17 protein-coding genes are annotated in these 20,381 nt (G+C 58.5%); 8 read left to right on the forward strand and 9 right to left on the reverse strand.

Translation table 11 applies throughout. From position 1 onward, the window contains the following. Positions 1 to 618 precede the first annotated feature (618 nt). The 4 genes from C3Y91_RS30775 to C3Y91_RS30790 form a co-directional block, all read right to left on the reverse strand. Complete coding sequence (locus C3Y91_RS30775) at positions 619 to 1,746, reverse strand: hypothetical protein (RefSeq protein WP_168576173.1); 1,128 nt, start codon at positions 1,744 to 1,746, stop codon at positions 619 to 621. A gap of 157 nt (positions 1,747 to 1,903) precedes the next feature. Beyond that, positions 1,904 to 2,389 carry a hypothetical protein gene (locus C3Y91_RS30780; protein ID WP_168576174.1) on the reverse strand — a complete coding sequence of 162 codons (486 nt, stop codon included), beginning with the start codon at positions 2,387 to 2,389 and terminating at the stop codon, positions 1,904 to 1,906. 289 nt (positions 2,390 to 2,678) lie between these two features. Beyond that, the gene (locus C3Y91_RS30785) at positions 2,679 to 3,416 is read right to left on the reverse strand and encodes an abortive infection family protein (protein ID WP_168576175.1); all 738 of its coding nucleotides are present in this window, start codon (positions 3,414 to 3,416) and stop codon (positions 2,679 to 2,681) included. 223 nt (positions 3,417 to 3,639) lie between these two features. Continuing rightward, positions 3,640 to 4,668 (reverse strand): hypothetical protein, encoded by a 1,029-nt coding sequence (locus C3Y91_RS30790; RefSeq protein WP_168576176.1) that lies wholly within the window; start codon positions 4,666 to 4,668, stop codon positions 3,640 to 3,642. Positions 4,669 to 4,815: 147 nt separating this feature from the next. On the opposite strand from C3Y91_RS30790, the gene C3Y91_RS30795 reads away from it, so the two are divergent. After that, complete coding sequence (locus tag C3Y91_RS30795; RefSeq protein WP_168576177.1) at positions 4,816 to 6,171, forward strand: SIR2 family protein; 1,356 nt, start codon at positions 4,816 to 4,818, stop codon at positions 6,169 to 6,171. Positions 6,172 to 6,478: 307 nt separating this feature from the next. On the opposite strand, the gene C3Y91_RS30800 is transcribed toward C3Y91_RS30795, so the two are convergent. Next, a complete protein-coding gene (locus C3Y91_RS30800; protein WP_168576178.1) occupies positions 6,479 to 7,249 on the reverse strand; it encodes an SOS response-associated peptidase family protein in 771 nt (256 codons plus the stop codon). A 97-nt stretch (positions 7,250 to 7,346) separates the two neighbouring features. Then, entirely contained in the window at positions 7,347 to 7,802 is a 456-nt protein-coding gene (locus C3Y91_RS30805) for a hypothetical protein (protein WP_168576179.1), read from the reverse strand. 152 nt (positions 7,803 to 7,954) lie between these two features. Here C3Y91_RS30805 and C3Y91_RS30810 point away from each other — a divergent pair, with 152 nt between their 5' ends. The 3 genes from C3Y91_RS30810 to C3Y91_RS30820 all read left to right on the forward strand — a co-directional run bounded on the left by C3Y91_RS30810 (position 7,955) and on the right by C3Y91_RS30820 (position 11,241). Then, the gene (locus tag C3Y91_RS30810; protein WP_168576197.1) at positions 7,955 to 8,467 is read left to right on the forward strand and encodes a thermonuclease family protein; all 513 of its coding nucleotides are present in this window, start codon (positions 7,955 to 7,957) and stop codon (positions 8,465 to 8,467) included. 309 nt (positions 8,468 to 8,776) lie between these two features. Then, positions 8,777 to 10,174, forward strand: a complete 1,398-nt coding sequence (locus C3Y91_RS30815; protein WP_168576180.1) for a hypothetical protein — start codon at positions 8,777 to 8,779, stop codon at positions 10,172 to 10,174. Next, positions 10,171 to 11,241 carry a hypothetical protein gene (locus C3Y91_RS30820; protein ID WP_168576181.1) on the forward strand — a complete coding sequence of 357 codons (1,071 nt, stop codon included), beginning with the start codon at positions 10,171 to 10,173 and terminating at the stop codon, positions 11,239 to 11,241. Before C3Y91_RS30815 ends, C3Y91_RS30820 begins: the two co-directional genes overlap by 4 nt. A gap of 233 nt (positions 11,242 to 11,474) precedes the next feature. On the opposite strand, the gene dinB is transcribed toward C3Y91_RS30820, so the two are convergent. Then, positions 11,475 to 12,566, reverse strand: coding sequence for a DNA polymerase IV (gene dinB, locus C3Y91_RS30825; protein WP_168576198.1), 1,092 nt, complete (start codon positions 12,564 to 12,566; stop codon positions 11,475 to 11,477). Between the two features lie 3 nt (positions 12,567 to 12,569). Continuing rightward, the gene (locus C3Y91_RS38230; RefSeq protein WP_246780244.1) at positions 12,570 to 12,833 is read right to left on the reverse strand and encodes a hypothetical protein; all 264 of its coding nucleotides are present in this window, start codon (positions 12,831 to 12,833) and stop codon (positions 12,570 to 12,572) included. 173 nt (positions 12,834 to 13,006) lie between these two features. On the opposite strand from C3Y91_RS38230, the gene C3Y91_RS30830 reads away from it, so the two are divergent. The 3 genes from C3Y91_RS30830 to C3Y91_RS30840 are packed head-to-tail and all read left to right on the forward strand — an operon-like array spanning position 13,007 to position 18,457. After that, complete coding sequence (locus C3Y91_RS30830; protein ID WP_168576182.1) at positions 13,007 to 13,765, forward strand: ImuA family protein; 759 nt, start codon at positions 13,007 to 13,009, stop codon at positions 13,763 to 13,765. Continuing rightward, a complete protein-coding gene (locus C3Y91_RS30835; protein ID WP_168576183.1) occupies positions 13,686 to 15,197 on the forward strand; it encodes a Y-family DNA polymerase in 1,512 nt (503 codons plus the stop codon). Before C3Y91_RS30830 ends, C3Y91_RS30835 begins: the two co-directional genes overlap by 80 nt. Then, positions 15,194 to 18,457 (forward strand): error-prone DNA polymerase, encoded by a 3,264-nt coding sequence (locus tag C3Y91_RS30840; protein WP_168576184.1) that lies wholly within the window; start codon positions 15,194 to 15,196, stop codon positions 18,455 to 18,457. The genes C3Y91_RS30835 and C3Y91_RS30840 overlap by 4 nt, the downstream gene beginning before the upstream one ends. Positions 18,458 to 18,614: 157 nt before the next feature. Here C3Y91_RS30840 and C3Y91_RS30845 read toward each other — a convergent pair whose 3' ends face one another. Further along, positions 18,615 to 19,913, reverse strand: a complete 1,299-nt coding sequence (locus C3Y91_RS30845) for an epoxide hydrolase family protein (RefSeq protein WP_131720414.1) — start codon at positions 19,911 to 19,913, stop codon at positions 18,615 to 18,617. A 233-nt stretch (positions 19,914 to 20,146) separates the two neighbouring features. On the opposite strand from C3Y91_RS30845, the gene C3Y91_RS38800 reads away from it, so the two are divergent. Beyond that, positions 20,147 to 20,353 (forward strand): PAS domain-containing protein, encoded by a 207-nt coding sequence (locus C3Y91_RS38800; protein ID WP_131720415.1) that lies wholly within the window; start codon positions 20,147 to 20,149, stop codon positions 20,351 to 20,353. Positions 20,354 to 20,381: the final 28 nt, after the last annotated feature.

Below are 20,381 nucleotides of genomic sequence, written 5' to 3' on the forward strand. Positions count from 1 at the left end.
GATGGCATGAAGAGAGTCTCGAATGACCGGAGGGACGATGCTGTCCCGCACAAGGTCACGCTTTCACCGACCTATACCCCGATGGCGACCTTCAAGTGCGATGGTCCCCGCCAAGTTCCGATCACAGCAGGCGAGGGACTTCGCGTGCCTGCTTGATCTTGATTCCTATGTCGTTCGATGGAGCGCCGCGCCACCGCTGCTGCGTTGGCGACGACGAATACCAAGTCGACTTCCTCGCGCCGACGGCGGAAGGCGGTCCTTTCCTGATCGATGTCGGCCAGGAAGAGCCATCGTCACCGGTCTGGTTCGCCAGCGTGATCGAACCCATGGGACACCGATACCGCCCCGTGGCGCTGGGCGAGTTCGCCGGCAGCTTCCGTCTAGGGAATGCGAGGATCTTCTCCGATACGGGTTCTACCGAGCGGCGCTCGGCGACAGGATGCGTCTCCTGGCCGGTCTCGAGGAAATGGGATCGCTCACGATCGCGGAATGCCTGTCGGCGATCCGGGAAGGACGGCCGATGCCGACACTGGCCTCGCTCATCCTCCAAGGATCCCTGGAGAGGACGGATGACCGACCCCACTTGATCGGTGGGTCCTGAGGTCTTTCGGCTTACACTCAGCTTGGCAGGTCGATCTCGCGAAGCTCATTGAGTCTCTGGTCATAGACGGTGTTCAAGCATCTCGCGTCGCCGCCGCAATCGTTGCGGTCCTTGAGCCACCTGCGCTGCACCTCGAGAAGGCGCTTGCGAACTGATTTATCGATATTGTTTCGCACCCACATGTAGATGGAATTCATCGCGCGGTCTTTCGGCCAGAGTTCCGGTGTCCGGCACAATGTTACCTCGGTGGGCGTTGAGGCGGATGTGCATGAGAAGCTTGGCCCATCCACGCCAGTTTCCTGTCCTTGCCCTCGCAGATGCGCCTCCGTCTCGATGCAGAGCAGGAGCGCACCCTTTTTGTTCAGCTCCGCCTTCACCTCGTCGAGAAGCGGTGTCCAAAGATCGATCCACTTGTCGGCGCCCACGAGTTTGTTGCCCTCCGCGAATGCCGCTTCGTGAGCGCGTTTGACCGCTGCCCTGTCTGGCTGCAGGAAGGGCGCGCACCTGGACTGGAGCAGTGAATACGCGACGAACCTGTCCGCATAGACATCGACAGTGGGATTTGCCGACGGCGTGGTGATGCTGCCCCCATCCACGTTGTAGGTTTCGATACCCAGCATTCTCGCGCGCTCGGGGGTGAGCAGTAGGAAGTCGTTCGGGCCCGCAGTTGTGAAATATCGTATGGCCTCGATGCGGAGACCTAGATGGGTTAGATATGAGCCGATTTCGGCATTCGCGACACCGCTCTCGCGATACTCGCCGTTCTCTTCCCGATAGGCCGCGTGAAAGCCGATGAGGGAGGTGTCGGACATGTACCGTCGGACACCGGAGACCCAGATCAAGCCGCAGGCGGAGAAACATTCCTGATCGGCGGCGACCATTGTCGAGAAGCCCGACATCCGGATCGTCGCTCCGATCTGCAATGCTTCCTTCACAAGCCCACCAGGGCTTTTCAGGATGACGGACGCACGCTTGAGCCCCTCGGACAGTTTCGAGAATTTCTTGCCGTCACCTTGCTCTATCGGTCCCCGCAAGCTGATGAGCGGAGCGTCGATCCCCGGAAGATCGATCTTCTCGATTTCTGCTGCTTGCGCGACCGTGCAGCAGTATAGCGCCATCCCGACCAGCAAGCCCAGCCACTTCATCGCAAACATCCCAGCCACCCCCCTGGCGAGCTTATGACCCCATCAATGGTATGCCTATCCCCACGCGAAGCGGTACGTTTCACTACAGAGGAAAGCTCCATCATGGCTCTTCTCCTGAATAGGGAGTTCCGTCAACGCGATCTGGGTGTAAAGGCCCTCAGACCCTATATGCAGACCGCATTTCGGGGCCTTCCTGAGGATCTTCATCGAACCTGATAGGCAGCCAGAACCACTCCCCAAGACTCGGGGAGACCGGCATCGGTGAAACTCCGAGGTTCCGTTGATAGTGTTTCGTCATCGCCTTCAGACGGCGTTCGAAAGCTTCCTTCCCGGGAGCGCCGGGATCCTGGAACCTGTTCTCCCACTCCAGTGGAAATGCCTTCAGCACCATCATTGCGCTCCGCCGCGAGAACTCACGCTTGATGGCGGCCCTCATCGTTTCCCAGAAGCCTGGCATGGGATGGGGAATGACCAGCCGATGGAAAACGACGATCGATCCGTAGTCGAGCGGGTTCTCCCATCCGTCGGACCAGCATTGTCCAACGGCGGCTGCCATTTCGTAATCCTCCTGGCTGTAGCTGTCAGCAGCGTCCTGAAATTCTACCGCACTCACGAAGCCGGAAGAGTCCCATTCGAAGAACACCGCGTGCGCGTCTGGCGATCCCGGACGCGAGAACTTGAGCGAAACGTAGCGCTTCTTGAAGTCAGTCTCCTCGATCCGGAAATATCGGCCCCGGCCGCAGGACACAGTAATCCCGTGACCTAAGTCCTTGACCCAAGTGTATTTGAGAGCCTTTGTTTCAGGGGCGGTCGGCTTGCCGATGAGCTGCGACCGCCGTTCTTCGAGCCACCTTCGCTGCGCCTTGTCCAGGGAAACCTCCGCCCACTATCGAACGTCATCAATCAGACACGGGAACCTTGTCCCACATCGATCACCCGCCGCATCCCGACTCAGCGTCTTGAGCAGTTCGGATGAGCCACGCTGCTAGGACGAGTCCGTTTGAGGCCACGAGGCTGGCATCCGATGCACGAATTTCGACCTCCTCACCGACAACGCGTCCATGACCTGTTCCCGCCAGGTTGCGCAGCTCATTAGCGGTTTCGATCATGACCTTCGCGCTACTGGCGATCTTGCGGAGATGTTCCTCACCCGCTGTCGTTGGCGCTGTCGTGCCGATCAAACCAAGGAGGCATTGCGTGCAAAGAGCGGGAAAATCGAGCTTTTCCACGTTCGCATGCCCTCTGCGCTTGAGGATTGTTCGCATCGTAGCTTCGAGAAGATCCTTGGTCGTTCCAATGGCTTGATGCGGGTCTCCAGGGAGTGAGGCTTGAATCCTTGCAGCGTATGGTTTGACATCGATGTATGCGCTGGAGTCGGCCACCTCCTCTAGGCCGTGTGACAGCGCTACGACCATAGGGTCAGCGCTTCCATCCCACACGTCCATGAGGTCCCGGTGGTTTTTACGGAGGCGCATCTGTATGTTGGTGCGTTCGACGAGGTCGATGATTGCGGCCGGCTTCAAATGGAAAAGCTCGCGCACGAGATCAAGAACGCAGCCTTCGTGATCCGGATCGTCCCATTGCAGGCTTCTGAGGAAGCGTGAGTGGTCTGTAATGCGTCCATTGAGACCGAAGCGGACATCGAATTTCTTCCATTCGCTTTCCGACATATGTACGGCTGAGGGCCTCAGCAAGGGCGACTTGAAATTCTCCGGCGAGATCGTCGTTCTCGGTGAATTCCTCACGAATCGATTTCTTAGTGTTCACGCAATTCTTCTCCAATCCTGCGGCGATGCTATATCGCTCCGGACCCAAAATGCTACCTGTTTAAGCATTGTATCGGGCATTCCGCTATCAGCCAGCCGCTCCTTCGGAACCCACCCGCCTGAAGCATCACGCAGGCAACGCCACCATCTCGGCGATGTCCGACAGCGCCCCCAGTTCGATGTTAAATGCTGCCGCAGGCATCTGGCTGGCGGTGGGGAAGGCGCACAGCCGCCACTCCCGCTGGTAGGCGAACTGGAAATGCTTGAGGTGCACTGGTCTCTCGTTCCTGTGAACGAACGAGCACGGGTCGTAGTAGCTAACGGGTCCGACCTTGATCTTGACCCCAGGCCACAGCTTCTTCAATCCACTCTCGAACCGTGATGCGAAGACAGCCGGCTTCCGGATAATGAGCGCCGCGTCGGCGTTGAAGTCATCCGGCATGCGACGGTCGATGTCACGGCAAGCGCACCAGAGGACGTAATCCGGGCAACGCACCGTTTCCTTGATAAAGCCGTCCTCGATGGCTCCCTCGAAGCCGCTCTTCGTCTTGGCGCGTGTCCTGCCAGCTCTGACAGCGTCGAAGGCTGGGTGGTGGAACTGTCGTTCGCTCTCCAGATCATGCATCGCCTTCGACAAACTTGCCTGGGAATAGAAGGTCGACGGCGTGACCCGCACTTCGCCATTATTGAGCATCTTCTTGATGTGCTCTCGCTGTCCGAACTTCACGATCACGCCGTCGAGAGTCTCGGGATAACCCTGGAAGAGACGTACACCTGTGGGTTTGCCTTTCGCAAAATACCTGTTCATCATCGCGTTGCCATCCGAGATAAGCTTGGCAGGGACGCCACCCCGTGTGCCGAACTCCATTGTCAGGTGGCTGAACAGGGGGCCGAACATCCCCTTCTCATCCGCGAAGTCCTCACGCGGCGCGATCTGTCCCGCTGATGTGAGGCGGACGTTGGTGTGGTATTGATCCAACCATCGCTGGGCCAGATACTCTTCGCTCGCGAGCATGAGGTACGGTGTCTGGCAGTATTCGTAGCGCCACCAGTCGCTCCGGGGCAACGCTCCCGTCTGGTCGATGTTGGCCTTGTAGCGGGCTGCGGAATGTCTCCAGTAAGCCGCTTTCTGATTGAGTGTATCACTCCACGACATCGCGCGAATCCTAGGGGCTGCGTCTCCACCTGTGGATACTCCGGCAACAGATCCTTCGCAACGAGGGCGCGCATAAATTCCAGTTGACAACTACTTGACTCCGGCCGCGGCTCATATCGAATCCATATCCTGGGCAGGAGGTGAGTCGTGGAGCAGGAATTGTCATACAGGCAGAAGGCCGATGCCGCCGTGCGCGATCTGCTGCTGGAGTTCGAGTGCCAGCCAATCCTGTTTGTCGGCAGCGGGCTGTCCAGGAGATACTTCGGTGCCCCTAACTGGCATGAGCTTCTGAAGGCAATATTCCAGAGAATTCCGAACGGTCCCGATACATACGAGTACCTCCGGCAGAAGCACGACGACGATCCGGTCGCGATCGGATCTGTTCTCGCGGACATGGTCTTCGAATGGGCATGGAAGGATGCGCGCGGCGAGTTCCCGGAAGAGTTCTTTAATTCGAAGGTCGGCAAGGACTCGTTCCTGAAACATCTGGCATGCCAGCACATAGCTGAAATCACGCCGCCTATAGCTGGAATCGAGGACGCTGCGCTCCAGAAGGAACTGGAGGCGCTGGCAGACATCAAGCCGCACGCTATCATCACCACCAACTACGATCTCTTTCTCGAGCAGATATTCGACGGTTACGAGCCGATCAGCGGCCAGACCATCCTCAGATACAACACCAACAGCTTCGGCGAGATCTTCCACATCCATGGAGACGTGTCCGATCCCAAATCGATCGTTCTCACAAAGCGCGACTACGACGAGTGGACAGAAAAGAAGAAGTACGTGTCAGCGAAATTGCTGACGTACTTCGCCGAGCATCCGGTGTTCATCGTGGGCTATGGCCTGAACGATCCGAACGTGAAGGCGATCCTTCGCGACATCGGCGAGCTCGTCGCGGACGAGAGTGGCCTCATTCCGAACGTCTACCAGATCATCTGGAGGCCGGACGCTGTCGAAAAGCATCCGCCGGATCAGTCGATCTTCGCAGTCGAAGGTCGTGAGTTCCGGATCCGAGCGATCCACACGAACGACTTCGATTGGATCTTCAAGGCGCTGAAGAGCCAGTCGGCGTTGACGTCGATTAATCCGAAGCTCGTCCGCGCTCTCGCAGCTCGTACGATGAAGCTCATTCGGCACGACATACCGTCAGGGTCCGTGCAGGTCGACTACGATGTTCTTGAGCGTGTCGCCGGCGAGAAGGACTATCTTCCAAAGCTCCTGGGCATCACGGTTATCGACAACCCGAATCAGTCCCACCCCTATACACTGACGCAGTTGTCTCAACGGATCGGGTTGCCGAACTGGCAGGCTGCGAACCACCTCCTGAACCGGATCAAGGACGAGAAGGGTGTCGATCTCCGCTCCTCGGACAATCGATACCACTGCAAGATCAAGACCGGGAACAAGGCGTCTAGCATGACCCGCAAATGGTCCCACGAAGGAGTCGCGCTCCTCAAGAAGGTGTATGACGGTGAGGAGTACCAAGTAGCTTTGCAATGAGGTTTCGGCCAAAGACTAGGTTGTTGTATGAAGGATTCGAAAATGACTGAATTGCCAAGTGTTTGGACGGCGAAAACAGCTTTGCTTTCGCTTTTGAAGTAAATCCTGAAATAGACTGCCTTTCGTTGCGCTCGTGCTCAAGGTGCGTGCGGCATGTTTGCGCGGCAAAGTTGATCTCGACAGAGAACGAGCAGTTATAGATTCTTGCGGTGCAGCCTCTTCGTCTGTTTCGGTGTCGACCCACCCCTCAACAAATAACGACCGAACAGGTTCTATCGTTGAATATCGACAATTTTTAAAGTGCTGACTAAAGCAAACTTGCCTGCGCGTGTTCTCCCTCCTTCGACACGATGCTGGATCCGTACACTTCGCGTGACGTGATCATGATCGCGTCGTTCGGCGCCGGGCGCGCGAGATGCTGGGCTTCTTCCCAGGGCGCACGCATCCAGACATCCTTTTCCTCCTTCGTCAGCAGCAGGACGGGCATCGCCTTCCAGTGAATGGGCTTCACGATGTCGTTCGGGTTCGTCGTCAGGAAACCGTATAGGTCGTCTGTCGTCAGCCCGTCTTTCACCTTCCGTACGCTTGTCCACTGCGGCACGTGGATCCCTGCGAAGAACATAAGTTCTTTGCTTTCGTCTCGCCCGAACCAGGCATTCGGGACTTTCCCTCCGGGCTCCTGACTGTCGGGATCGGGTTCAGCGAAAGTTGTCACCGGAACGATGCATCTATGCTCGACGCCAAACCATTGCCTCCAATGCTTGAGATTGAGCTTCCGGACATTCGTCACGCCGCGATCAGGCTCCATCCGCAGGAGTTCGTCCATATCGAAAGACTTCCCCTTGGCCGCGAGTTTCGCGGCACGGCCTTCGGCAGCTTCCTCTTGGACGCGCGTCGGAGATGGCAGACCCCAGCGGGCATGGACGAGCTGCTTGCGGCCGTCGGCAGTGTTGCGGACGATCGGCCCCATCTGGTCAGGATTCATTTGATAACTGGGCATCAAGTTGATCATGCTCTCGGCATCGATCGCCCACTTCCGAATCCAGTCCTTGTCATCCATGCGGTACAAGTTGCACATCTCGCCCGAACCTCCTCCGGCACGTCAGTTGCGAGCGCCAGGATCCTTGCCGTCGGTGACGTTTGTCAACCCAGGTCGGGTTGACGCTGGAAGGCAGTCAATGGATCTGTCCGCTTGCCTCTGCCTCATTGAGATTGATCGCGTGATCGGCGAAGGCGTCGAGGTTCTCGAAGAACTGCATGCCTGTGAGGAATTTATAGACCTTCGCGATCACATCCTGAGGATCTTTAAACTGGTACCAAAGGGGCGGCGTAGCGAGGTCATGCATTTCGCCAGTCGATTTCACCATCATGAGGGAGCGGTACATTCCGCATCCGTCACCCGAGCGAACATCGATTGCAATATCGAACCTGCCCGACGGAGCGCCCGAGTGCTTGTTGTGAACATTTGCCGTCATAAGCTGGATGTCGGGTCTACCCTGGATCGCCTTCACCATCTCGTCGTGGGCCCCGACTATCTTAAACGGGGCGAGCGGCCCCCAGTAAAGCTCGGTCATCGGAGCTACGGGCACACCAATGAGCACAGCTCCGCCACCGTTCGAATGCTTCTGCATCGTCGTTCTCCACCTTTATTTTTTCAGATTGGCGACTTTTGTCACCTGGATGTTCTTATTATGTTCTGATAAATGGTGATGTCAACAATTTTGACAAGAGAGTGATTCCGTTGTCTCCAACCTGCTGTTTTATCTGAATATTCATGAAGTCTATGCGCAAGCGAATCCTGCTGTTTCTGCTGCTCTTGGCCGGGCTGCTTCCCTCATCCGTATCTGCCGGAGCAGACCAGTTTGTGGGTCGAGCGTCGGTCATCGACGGCGACACAATTGAGATCGCCGGGCAGCGGATCCGCCTGAATGGGATCGATGCTCCGGAAAGCTGGCAAGCATGTCACGACGCTGCGGGGAGGCCGTACCGTTGCGGCAAGGATGCCGCGTTCGCACTCGACGAGTTCCTTTCGAAATCGCGCCCGATCCGCTGCGTGGGCCACGGCAAGGACAGATATCGGCGAGTTGTTGCCGATTGCTTCAGGGCAGATGGGCAGAGCGTGAATTCCTGGCTGGTCAGGCAGGGCTGGGCGATCGACTGGCTCCGATACTCGAAGGGTGTGTTCCGGGGCGATCAGGCAATAGCCCAGGCAGCGCGTGCCGGGGTTTGGCGTGGGTCGTTCGAATTTCCATGTGAGGCGAGGGCAGCGCGCCTAAAGCGGCGGGCGGCCTGCTGATGTGCGAGATTCGCCGATGAATCCCGCCAACCTACAAGGGCCGCTGCGCGCCAGTAGCAGTCGTTGGCCCGGCATCCTGGAGCGACCGATTTGGGGCCGTGAACGGCTCGACCGCTTCCCGAGAGCGAAGCCAGGAAAGCAGACATGCGTTTGCGTTCGAAACAGATAGTAGGTTCGAATCTCGTCCGGCGCGCCATTTCACCGGACAAAATTCGAACCAGCGTCACCGCCGCTGGGACTGCTCCGAGCAGCCCAAGGCGCTTGACCTTATCGTGACTAGGTGACAGCGTAGCCGAGAGCCTTTCTTGCTTGCTCTGGATCACCGTTGGTGGAGCAATGCGCAGCACGAGACGAGATTTCCTCAAGCAACTGACAGCAGTCGGCCTCGGCTCAATGCTTCCCATCTCCATGTCGACCAAAGCGCACGCGTTTCCGTGGGCCGCTGTCGCGCTTGCAGTGGGGTCTTACGTTGCCGGAATGATTGCGAGTCACAATAGGCGGAACGTCGAAGCCTACATGCTGGCTGCCATCCGACAAGAACTACGCGTTGCGACGCTCCAACTAGCATCTCTGCAACTGGCCGTGGCGGCAGTACTCGATGAACTTGCTAAGCTCCCGGCGATTTTCGAAGAAGGATTAGCGAAACGCTCTCTACTAGACGCGCAAGCGCGGGTGAAAGCAGAAATTGGCCTATACTTTGAACAAATATCGACACGGGATAAATACGACAGCGACGAATTGTGGTTTGCTGCCTCTAACCGGCGCGAGCGCCTTAATGACATCTTACAAGAACTGCAGAGAAACCGTCAAATTCTTCTACAGACTGAGTCCTCTCTGGAACCCAGCACGGCAATTGTTATGGCCTCCGCCGCCTTGGTAGAAATTAGTCTGATGAACCTAAGCAACCTCGCAGCGCCCGTTTATGACAGCACTACAATTAATGCGATAATTTCTGCCTACGATGAATATTTCGCGGCTGTCAAAAGCTTGTCTCCAGGATCGACCCAATTATATCTCGATACTCACCAAGCTCGTCGCCAAACTACATTCGATAAGCTTAAGCTCAATCCACTGTGGACTGACTTGCAGGCGAGCGGAAAACTAACAAACTGCGCGCAGTTCCATACATTTAGACCCCCCCAGGATAAGCCCGGCAGTCCTATGTGCGGGCAGTTTCCGAAGTTTTGTAGAACAATACGCTTTGACTTTCATCGCCTCTACGACGTGCTGGAGTTGGAGACGACGAGGGCGCACGAATTGCCGGAGGTCAAAACCGAGCTTGAAAAGCTTAAGATCGACCCGAGCGAAGCCGGGTCCGATTTGAATTTCACAGTGTTTTCTATCGCCAAGTCCGTCTATCAATACCGAGTCAAAAAGGACGATCCGTGGACACGCCCCGACCTGGATAACCCGGAAGAACCTCAAGCTGATGCTCCAAGGCAGGATTGCGAGCAGCAAAACCTCAACATTGTAGCAAACAAAGTCAGTGCGCTAACCAGTATTACTAGAGCAGATGAGAGAAAATATAAAGAACTTCTGAAGGAGTCGAAGATTTTTCGGAAGCTCGGAGAGCACTATCAACCCGTAGCCAACTTCATTGATGAACTCAACCTCGAAAGTGCAAAAGTCGAGTACGCGCGCCAAGCGTTGTCTGCCGTAGACGCGACAATCCAATCGCTTGATCAGGTGAGAGGGTCGTTCAAATGAAGTTCCTAGTGCAGAGCGCGATATTTGCGTTCGGCTTGTTGTCTACGACAACGAGCAGTTCGCCCGAAGCCATAGAGGTACCCCCTGTTTCGCAAATGGTGCCGCGGGGTGAGGGCGCTGGTGAGAAATTGAATAGCGCCATGACTTTGGCAGACGCCGCAAATCTAGGCGCTTCTGTCATAACCTATTTAATCAACAACTACCGGCTGGACGCAACCACAGAGCAGGCTATTCGGGCGGCGGGTGTTGATGCGCTGAAAATGCTGGAGGATACGGGTGCCGAAGGAATTCTCTTTGAGGCAGAGTACGTCAAGGACAAATTCCAGACTGATGGGCCACCGAACCTCACGGTTCGCCTCCTTGGGGAACGTTTGCTGCTAATTGGTGCTGGTCAAAACCCCGTCGACGTGTTGGCGATATCGCTCAAAAATACCGCCACCAGCAAATCGGTCAAACAGGCGCCGTCAGAAAAGCAAGAATATGTGCGCGGGGGGCAGCGCAACTTTTGGATTACGAAGGGTTCACAAGGGAGCGTGACGATCGCCGAGATATCGAACGAACGCCTCCATCGTTCCGCGCGCGACATCGTACTGAATGAGGGTTTATCGATGCAGGTGAGTGCCGCGGCCTACCGTCATTCGCTTTCAACAATGATTGAAGCCGCCGAACGAACCGCGGCGACCAAGGAGGCTAAGGAAGCTGCGGCAAGGCTGCGCGGTGATCGTGTTCAAGCACTAAAGAAACTTGAGGAGATCGACAGCGAACTGCGACGCGAGTTGGAAAAGGCCAAGGAGGCAAATCGCGATGCAGATGTATTTGCGATCGGCGCTGGTCTGGCAGGGGCCGGAAGCTCCATACTGCAGGCATCGTCTTCGCGAACAAACAGCAAGCAGATCGATGGTTCGACCGCGGAACTTAAGTTGCGCCAAACGCCTTCAGGGAATGTGATCCAGATGCTGCAACACAGGGTCACGGTGGAGGGGGAAGTCCTTAAGAGTGACGTGCAGGTGGGGGCGTTTCTTCAGCAAAATGGCAAGATCGTCTACGTTCCACTTAGGAAGCCCTAAGCGCCTTGAGAGGGGAACACCGGAGGTAATCACTTCGCACGTCGAAACCAATGATAGAGCAGCCACAATGACAGAAGCCCGACACGTTCGACGCTACTGTCTATGCCCGCAATACCGTGAGGATATGTGCCTTACCAGGCGATGGGGAACTTTGGTTCGATGGCTTCCATAAAGCTGGAGTGTTCGTTTCTCACACTGTCCCGTCGGGATCCCTTCCAGCCATTCCTCGGCGGCTAAAGCGCCAGCCGCAACTGCGGCGTAGTTTCGGCCCTTCGCCGTTCCAGCGAAGACAGCGAAACGCCAAGCAGACGGATCCCTTTTTGCGGCGGGAAGAGCGGCATGAGAAGTAGGTCGACCAACTCCTCGAGATCAGTGATCGCCGACAGGGGTCCCGGAGCGGTCTTGCTGCGGGTGATTTGGCTGAAGTCGGCATATTTGACCTTGAGCGTCACCGTCTTGGCGCCGATCTCATTGGCCTCGCAGTATCCCCAGACTTTCTCGATTAGTGGCTGAAGCCCTTCGCGCGCCGATTCGTAGGAATGGATGTCCTGCGAAAACGTGTCTTCCGCTCCGACGGATTTCCGCACCCGATCCGGCTTGACCGGACGATTGTCGATACCGCGAGCAATCCCAAAGAAATACGGTCCCGACTTCCCGAAATGCTGAACCAGAAACTCGAGCGATTGCTGCTTGAGGTCGGCGCCCATCTCGATGCCCAGCCGATGCATCTTTTCGGCGGTTGCCGGCCCTACACCGTGGAATTTCTTGACGGGGAGTTGCTCGACGAAGGCGGGGCCGTTCTTCGGCGTGATGACAGCCTGGCCGTTCGGCTTGTTGAGGTCGCTTGCCAACTTGGCCAGAAACTTGTTGTAAGAAATTCCGGCTGACGCATTGAGCCCCGTCGCCGCCTTGATCCTCGCGCGGATCTCTTCGGCGATCTCGGTCGCAATCTCCATGCCCTTCAGGTTTTCGGTGACGTCGAGATAGGCCTCGTCGAGCGACAACGGCTCGATCATCGGCGTGTATTCGGCGAAGATCGCCCGGATCTGCAACGACACGGCTTTGTAAACATCAAAGCGCGGCTTGACGAAGATGAGGTCCGGGCATTTCCGCTGCGCAGTCACCGAAGGCATGGCGGAATGAACGCCGAACTTTCTGGCTTCGTAGCTGGCGGCCGCCACCACCCCTCGGGCAGCAGGACTGCCGACGGCAACCGGCATGCCACGCAGCTCCGGATTGTCACGCTGCTCGACCGATGCGTAGAAGGCATCCATGTCGACATGCACGATCTTGCGCGGCCGCTCTCGGCTTTCTTCGCCTGTCATCATCTAGCTTCCATCAGGGAGATCATTACCCAAACATGGGAAATGTGCCCCGCACTTGTCACCCTCAGGCGTCTGCATGCGTTCGCAGCCCATAGCCATGCGTCGGCGGATTTCCGCGAAGCTGACGCTTGCGCCAAAAGCTTTCACCAACAGCCTGCGCTCATGCGCGCAATGGCGGTCGCAGACACGGCAGATGAGTTCGACCACCGGGACCTTGTGATCTTTCAGTCTCGGGGCCGCATCGTCCACAAGCCGCGTTCGGCGCATGCGAAAATATTCCTTCCTCGTCATCCGATTGAATCCGCTGGCGATTTATTTGCCTTGCATTCGTGCTCAACTTCAGCGGGTTACATGTGCATTGACTCATTTGCGCTATGGGAACAAATACAGAACATATTGCTGTTACTCAAGCTGAAAACGGGTTGCCGTCGAAGGAGATCATGAACCCAGCCGTCGCCCCAAACGCCGTCCTCGACGGCCTGCGAGAGGAGATCGCGCACCTGGAAAGCCCCAGTCGGCGCAACCGAGGGGTTTTACCTTTCGGCGTGGCGCAGATCGACGAACGGCTTCCGGGCGGTGGACTGGCCTACGGGGCGCTGCACGAGTGTGCTGGCGGCGGGGCGGGCACCGTCGATGGGGCGGCGGCCGCCCTGTTCGTGGCGGGGATAGCCGCTCGAACCAAAGGCAAGATCGTCTGGTGCCTGACACGTCCCGACCTGTTCTTCCCGGCCCTGGCGCAGGCGGGCCTGCATCCGAACCGGGTCGTCTTCGTCGAGTCCGACAAGGAGGAGGACGTCCTTGCCAACATGGAGGAGGGCCTCTCGTATGGCGGTCTCGGTGCGGTGATCGGCGAGATCGTCCGGTTGCCGATGGCGGCGTCCCGGCGGCTGCAGCTTGCTGCCGAGAAGACCGGCACGATGGCGCTCGCGGTGCGGCGGTGGCGACGGCAGACCGAGGCCAGCGACTTCGGGCAGCCGACTGCCGCGACCACGCGCTGGAGGGTGAGCGTCATTCCAAGCGAGGAGCTGCCGGTTCCGGGCGTCGGGCGGGCGAGGTGGTTTCTTGAACTGATGAGGGTGAAAGCGGGTGAGTGCGCCGAGTTCGAAGTAGGAGCCTGCGATGCCGAGGGTCGTATCGATATTTTTTCCCGATCTGCCGACGGACAGGATCAGGCGGGCCGATCCCGCTATTCCCGTTGACCAGGCGATCGCCGTCATTTCGAAGAGCGGCTCCAAGCGCTGGGTGTCTGCCGCCGATCCTGCAGCCAGGAAGGCTGGAGTCCACGTGGGCATGCCGGCCGCCAAGGCGCAGGCGCTCTTCCAGGGTCTCCGGATGATCGACGCTGATCCCGTCGCCGATGCAGTGGCGCTCGAGCGCATTACCCTGTGGGCGCTGAGCCAGTATTCCCCGATCGTCGCCATCGACGCGCCGGACGGCATCGTCATGGATACGGAAGGCGCCGACCATCTGCAGGGCGGCGAGGAGCGCATGTTGACGAGTATCGCCAACCGCTTCCGCGCCAAGGGCCTGACAACACGGGTCGCCATCGCCGACACTTGGGGCGCCGCAAACGCATGCGCTAGAGCCATCAGCCGCGAGTCCGTCATTGTACCGAGGGGCGAGACCGTTCGGGCGGTCGAGAAGCTGCCGATCTCTCTTCTACGGCTCCCTGAGAAGATCGTCGGCGACCTGCGGACGCTCGGCTTCAAGACAATCGGCGAGCTCGCGAATACTCCTCGCGCACCGCTCACGCTCCGCTTCGGGCCGGAAGTCGGCCGCCGCCTCGACCAGATGTTCGGCCGCACACCGGAGCCGATCGATCCCATCCGAACAGCCGAGCTTGTCGAAGTCAGCAGGGCGTTCGCTGAACCCATCGGCGCAGCGGAGACCATCAACAAGTATGTAGCTCGGCTGGTCGTCCAGCTTGTCGATGAGCTACAGAGAAGGGGTCTCGGCGTCCGTCGCGCCGACCTTATTGTCGAGACGGTAGACGGCACCCGGCAAGCCATCCGCGCCGGGACCGCCAAACCCGCGCGCGATGTCGCCTGGCTGACGAAGCTATTCAAAGACAGAACCGAGAAGATCGAACCCGGCTTCGGTATCGAGAAGATGACGCTAGCGGCGGTCATGGCGGAGCCGCTGGAGGAAGCCCAGAAGTCGTCGTCCCTGGTCGAAGACGAGGTCGTGGACCTCACGCCGCTAATCGACATCTACGGCAACCGTGGCCAACGCGTCTATCGCGTCGCCCCCGGTGCTTCCGACGTTCCCGAGCGTTCCGTCCGGAGGATCGGTGCCGCATCCGATCCGATAGAGGCTGCCTGGGTCAATCACTGGCGTCGGCCCGTCCGCCTGCTTGCGCGGCCTGAGCAGGTCGATGTGATGGCGCTGCTGCCAGACCATCCGCCAGCCTGGATCATGTGGCGGGGCAAGCGTCGGAAGGTGAAGAACGCCGACGGTCCAGAGCGGATCTTCGGCGAATGGTGGGAACGCAACTCCGAGATGGCCGCGGTCCGCGATTATTTCGTTGTCGAAGACGATGCGGGCGAACGGCTCTGGGTCTATCGATCCGGCGACGGCGTGGACACGGAGACGGGTAGTCACAAGTGGTTCGTGCACGGGATCTTCGCATGAGATACGCGGAGATTCAGGTAACCACCCACTTCAGCTTCCTTCGCGGCGCGAGTTCGGCACAGGAGCTGTTCGAGACTGCGAAGATACTGGGAATTGATGCCGTGGGTGTCGTTGACCGGAATTCGCTTGCGGGGATAGTCCGCGCACTGGAGGCCTCGCGGTCGACCGGGATCCGGCTAGTCGTCGGCTGTCGGCTCGACCTGCAGGACGGGATGTCGATACTGGTCTATCCCACCGACCGCGCCGCGTATTCCCGGCTGACCCGCCTGATCACGCTTGGGAAGTCCCGTGGAGGGAAGAACAACTGCATCCTGCACTGGGACGATGTCGTCGCATATTCCGACGATATGATCGGCATTCTCGTTCCGGATCTGCCCGACGACACATGTGCGGTCCAGCTCCGGAAGATGGGGGAGATCTTCGGAGACAGAGCATATCTCTCGCTCTGTCTCCGACGGCGCCCTAACGATCAGTTGCGGCTCCATGAGCTTTCGAACATGGCGACGAAGTTCAGGGTGAAGACCGTCGTGACCAATGACGTACTCTTCCATGAGCCAGGCAGGCGGCAGCTTCAGGATATTGTCACGTGCATCCGGCACAACACGACCATCGATGCCGTTGGTTTCGAGCGCGAGCGCCATGCCGATCGGCATCTCAAGCCTCCCGAGGAGATGGAGCGTCTGTTCCCGCGCTATCCGGAAGCGCTCAGGCGCACGATGGAGATCGTCGATCGCTGCAAGTTTTCCTTGGAAGAGCTGACCTATCAGTATCCAGAAGAGGCGATCGTCCCGGGCAAGTCGGCGCAGGAGTCCTTGGAGCACTATGTGTGGGAGTGCGTTCCGCATCGGTACCCGGAAGGTCTGCCGCGCGATGTCCTGAAGACGATCCGTCGCGAGCTGGATCTCATACAGAAGATGAAGTACGCGCCGTACTTTTTGACTGTTTTCAATATCGTCAAGTTCGCACGGTCCCAAGGAATCCTGTGTCAGGGCAGGGGATCGGCCGCCAACAGCGCCGTCTGCTATGTCCTGGGCATCACGAGCATCGATCCGTCAACGAACGATCTACTCTTCGAGCGCTTCGTTTCTCAGGAGCGTGATGAGCCGCCGGATATCGACGTGGACTTCGAACATGAGCGTCGTGAGGAAGTGATCCAGTGGATCTACAAGACCTACACCCGCGAGAAGGCCGCTCTCTGCGCGACAGTCACCCGGTATCGGGCGAAGGGCGCAATCCGCGATGTCGGCAAGGCGCTCGGACTGCCCGAGGACGTGATCAAGGCCCTGTCGTCGGGAATGTGGGCATGGTCGGATGAGGTTTCGGATCGGAACGTCCGCGAGCTGAACCTCAACCCTGAAGACCGCCGTCTCGTACTTACGCTGAAGCTGGCTCAGCAGCTCATGGGCGCACCGCGTCACCTGGGCCAGCATCCTGGCGGCTTCGTCCTTACCCACGACAGATTGGACGATCTCGTGCCAATCGAACCTGCCAGCATGAAAGATCGGCAGATCATCGAATGGGATAAGGACGACGTCGAGGCGCTGAAGTTCATGAAGGTCGATGTATTGGCCTTGGGCATGCTCACCTGCATGTCCAAAGCATTCAACCTCATCCGCGAGCACAAGCACGAAGATCTCGATCTCGCGAAGATCGAACAGGAAGATTCAGCGACCTACGCGATGATCCGGAAGGCTGACACCTTGGGTACGTTCCAGATTGAATCCCGCGCGCAGATGTCGATGCTCCCGAGGCTTCGACCGCAGACCTTTTACGATCTCGTGGTTCAGGTCGCGATTGTCAGGCCGGGGCCGATCCAAGGCGATATGGTCCACCCATATCTTCGCCGCCGTGAAGGCAAGGAAAAGATCGAATACCCGACACCGGAGCTGGAGGCCGTTCTCGGGAAGACCCTCGGAGTGCCACTCTTCCAAGAAAGCGCGATGCGCGTCGCTATGGTCTGCGCCGGGTTCACGGGCGGGGAGGCCGACCAGCTCCGGAAGAGCATGGCAACCTTCAAGTTCACGGGCGGCGTATCGAGGTTCAAGGACAAGCTGGTATCCGGGATGGTCAAGAATGGCTACACCGCAGAGTTCGCAGAGAAGACCTTCTCACAGCTCGAGGGATTCGGATCCTATGGTTTCCCCGAAAGCCATGCGGCCTCGTTCGCTCTCATCGCCTACGCCTCCAGCTTCGTGAAGTGCCATTATCCGGATGCATTCTGTGCGGCACTCCTCAACTCGCAGCCCATGGGATTCTATGCCCCGGCGCAGATCGTCGGATGTGCCAAGAACCACGGCGTGCAAGTTCTACCCGTCTGTGTGAACCGATCTCGCTGGGATTGCACGCTGGAACTCGTCGGCAACAGCGACCGACATGCCGTACGTCTTGGCATGCGGATGGTCAAGGGACTGGCGGCCGCCGATGCTGCCCGGATCCTCGCCGCTCGCATGCAGGTCGGGTTCGACAGTGTCGACGACATGTGGCGCCGTTCTGGTGTTCCGGCCGAAGCTCTTGTTCAGCTCGCCGAGGCCGATGCCTTCCGGCCATCCCTGAAGCTTGAACGGCGTGATGCCCTGTGGGCGATCAAGGCGCTGCGTGACGAGCCGCTACCTCTGTTTGCGGCGGCTGCCGAACGAGAGATGAAGACGATCGCCGAACAGCAGGAACCTGAGGTAGTGCTCCGGCAAATGACTGAAGGCCACAACGTGGTCGCGGACTACAGCCATACCGCGCTGACACTCCGGGAGCATCCGATCGCGTTCCTGCGCAAGGATCTGCAGAAGCGGAACATCGTGACCTGCGCGGACGCGATGAACGCGCGGGACGGCCGCTGGCTGATGGCGGCGGGATTTGTCCTGGTGAGGCAGATGCCAGGGTCGGCAAAGGGGGTCATGTTCGTGACCATCGAGGACGAGACCGGGCCTGCAAACATCGTCGTCTGGCCGAGCCTGTTCGAGAAACGCCGGCGGGTTGTGCTGGGATCGTCAATGATGGCGATCAACGGCAGGATCCAGCGGGAAGGCGATGTCGTCCATCTCGTCGCCCAGCAGGTCTTCGACCTGTCCGGCGATCTCTCCGGACTGGCCGACCGCGACATCGACTTCAAGCTGCCGACGGGCAGGGGTGACGAGTTCGCGCATGGATCCCCTGGAAGCTCGGATTCACGAGACGGGCCGAAGCCAGTCCCGCGGCCGCGCGATATCTTCGTCAGGGATCTCCACATTGACACGCTCAAGGTGAAGGCAAGGAATTTCCACTAGGCGCTCAAAAAGCTACTTCCTCGATCTGTGGTTTCCTGCTCCTGCAACTTTCAATAACGGGGTAGCTGGCGGTGCTCGCACCCACTGCGGGCACTGACATGCTTGGCCTCGAGACTCCTCAATTTTTGAGCCCAACTCAAACTTCTAATCCAGGTTCTTAGATTTGGTTGCGCAGCGGCCTGAACGAGTCGCGAAGCTCAGCCGTAAACAGCTCCGGCTGTTCCCAGGCGGCGAAATGCCCGCCCTTTTCCGGCCTGTTGTAGTGGATGAGCTTCGGATAGGCCTTTTCCGCCCAGCTCTGCGGCGCCTGGTAAATCTCATCCGGGAAGGCGCTGACGGCCACCGGGATCTTGATGCCGCGCGGATCGAAGAAACCGCCCGAGGGGAAATGCGCATTGTCCCAGTAGAGCCGTGCCGAGGAGATCGCCGTGTTCGTCAGCCAGTAGAGCGTGACATTGTCGAGGATATCGTCAGGCGTGAGGCCCTCCTTCTCGCCGTCGAAGGAACGGGCAATCATCCGGTAGCTGCGGATGTCATGGTCGAGCATCCAAGAGGCGAGGCCGATCGGCGAGTCGACGATGCCGTAAAGCGTCTGCGGCCGGTTGTTCATCTCGATCGCATAGCCGAGGCCGTTCTTGTAGAAATCGTCGAGCTGCTCGTAGGCGCGCTTTTCATCGGCCGAAAGATCTGCAGTGGCCGGGCTGCCGGCCGAAAGCGCCTTGGCGACATCAGCGGGCACGGTCGCTGCCATATTGGTGTGGATGCCGAGCAAGCCCGGAGGCTCCTGCACCGCCATCAGTTCGGAAACTGCATTGCCCCAGTCGCCGCCCTGGGCCACGTATTTCGTGTAACCAAGACGCTGCATCAGCACGGCCCAGGCCTTGGCGATGCGTGGCGGATTCCAGCCGGGCTGCTTTGGCTTGCCCGAGAAGCCATAGCCCGGCAGCGAGGGGATGACGACGTGGAAGGCATCGGCTTCCGTGCCGCCGAAGGCGGTCGGATCGGTGAGTGGCTTGATGATCTTCATCTGCTCGATGATCGAGCCCGGCCAGCCATGGGTGATGATGATGGGCAGCGCCTTCTCGTGCTTGGAGCGCACATGGATGAAATGAATGTCGAGACCGTCGATCTCGGTCATGAACTGCGGGAAGGAATTGAGCCGGGTCTCGACCATGCGCCAGTCATGGCCCTTCCAGTGCTTGGCGACTTTCTGGATCGTATCAAGCCGCACACCCTGCGTATCATCCGTCACCGTCTCGCGGTCCGGCCAGCGGGTCGCTGCAACACGACGTCGAAGATCCTTAAGCTGCTCGTCGGTGGCCGAAAACTTGAACGGTGTGATGTCGGGGGTTGTGGTCGAAGCGGCGAGTGTTCCTGGGAGCATACCCATCGCGCCTGCGGCTGCGGCGACGGCGAGAACTGTTCGACGTGTGACTTCGGGCTGTATACGGGGCATGGCATCCTCCTGCGTGTTTGCTAGGGTTGATAGGAGGAAGGTCACACTGAACAGGCGTGGGGACTATTGCACCATGGTATCGCCGACACTTTAGTATGTACGATGTTCTTCGTTGCGCCTCTGCAGGCCTCGCAATGTAACAAAGCACCTGAGACCTTTACGAAGGTACAACATCTCGGATGACGAGATTGCTTCGAGTACTCAAAAAATGACCGCGCCTTGACTGTGGGAAAGTGAGGTATGGAAGCAGACCTCTGGAAACCTTTCGACATCCTGCCTGGGTTAGTCTGAGCAACAGGGCAAAAGAGCTTCGGGAACGCGGCTGGACGGCGACAATTCATCCAGATGACATAGAGTGGGTCCGCGATAGTTGGCACGATGCGGTCGCCAGGGGTGGTTCCGCGGATTTCGAGATGCGCCTTCGTCGGAACTCGACATAACCGTCTGCCTTAATGTTCCAAACCAGGA

It is taken from the genome of Rhizobium ruizarguesonis, assembly GCF_012349115.1.
Taxonomy (GTDB): Bacteria; Pseudomonadota; Alphaproteobacteria; order Rhizobiales; family Rhizobiaceae; genus Rhizobium; species Rhizobium ruizarguesonis.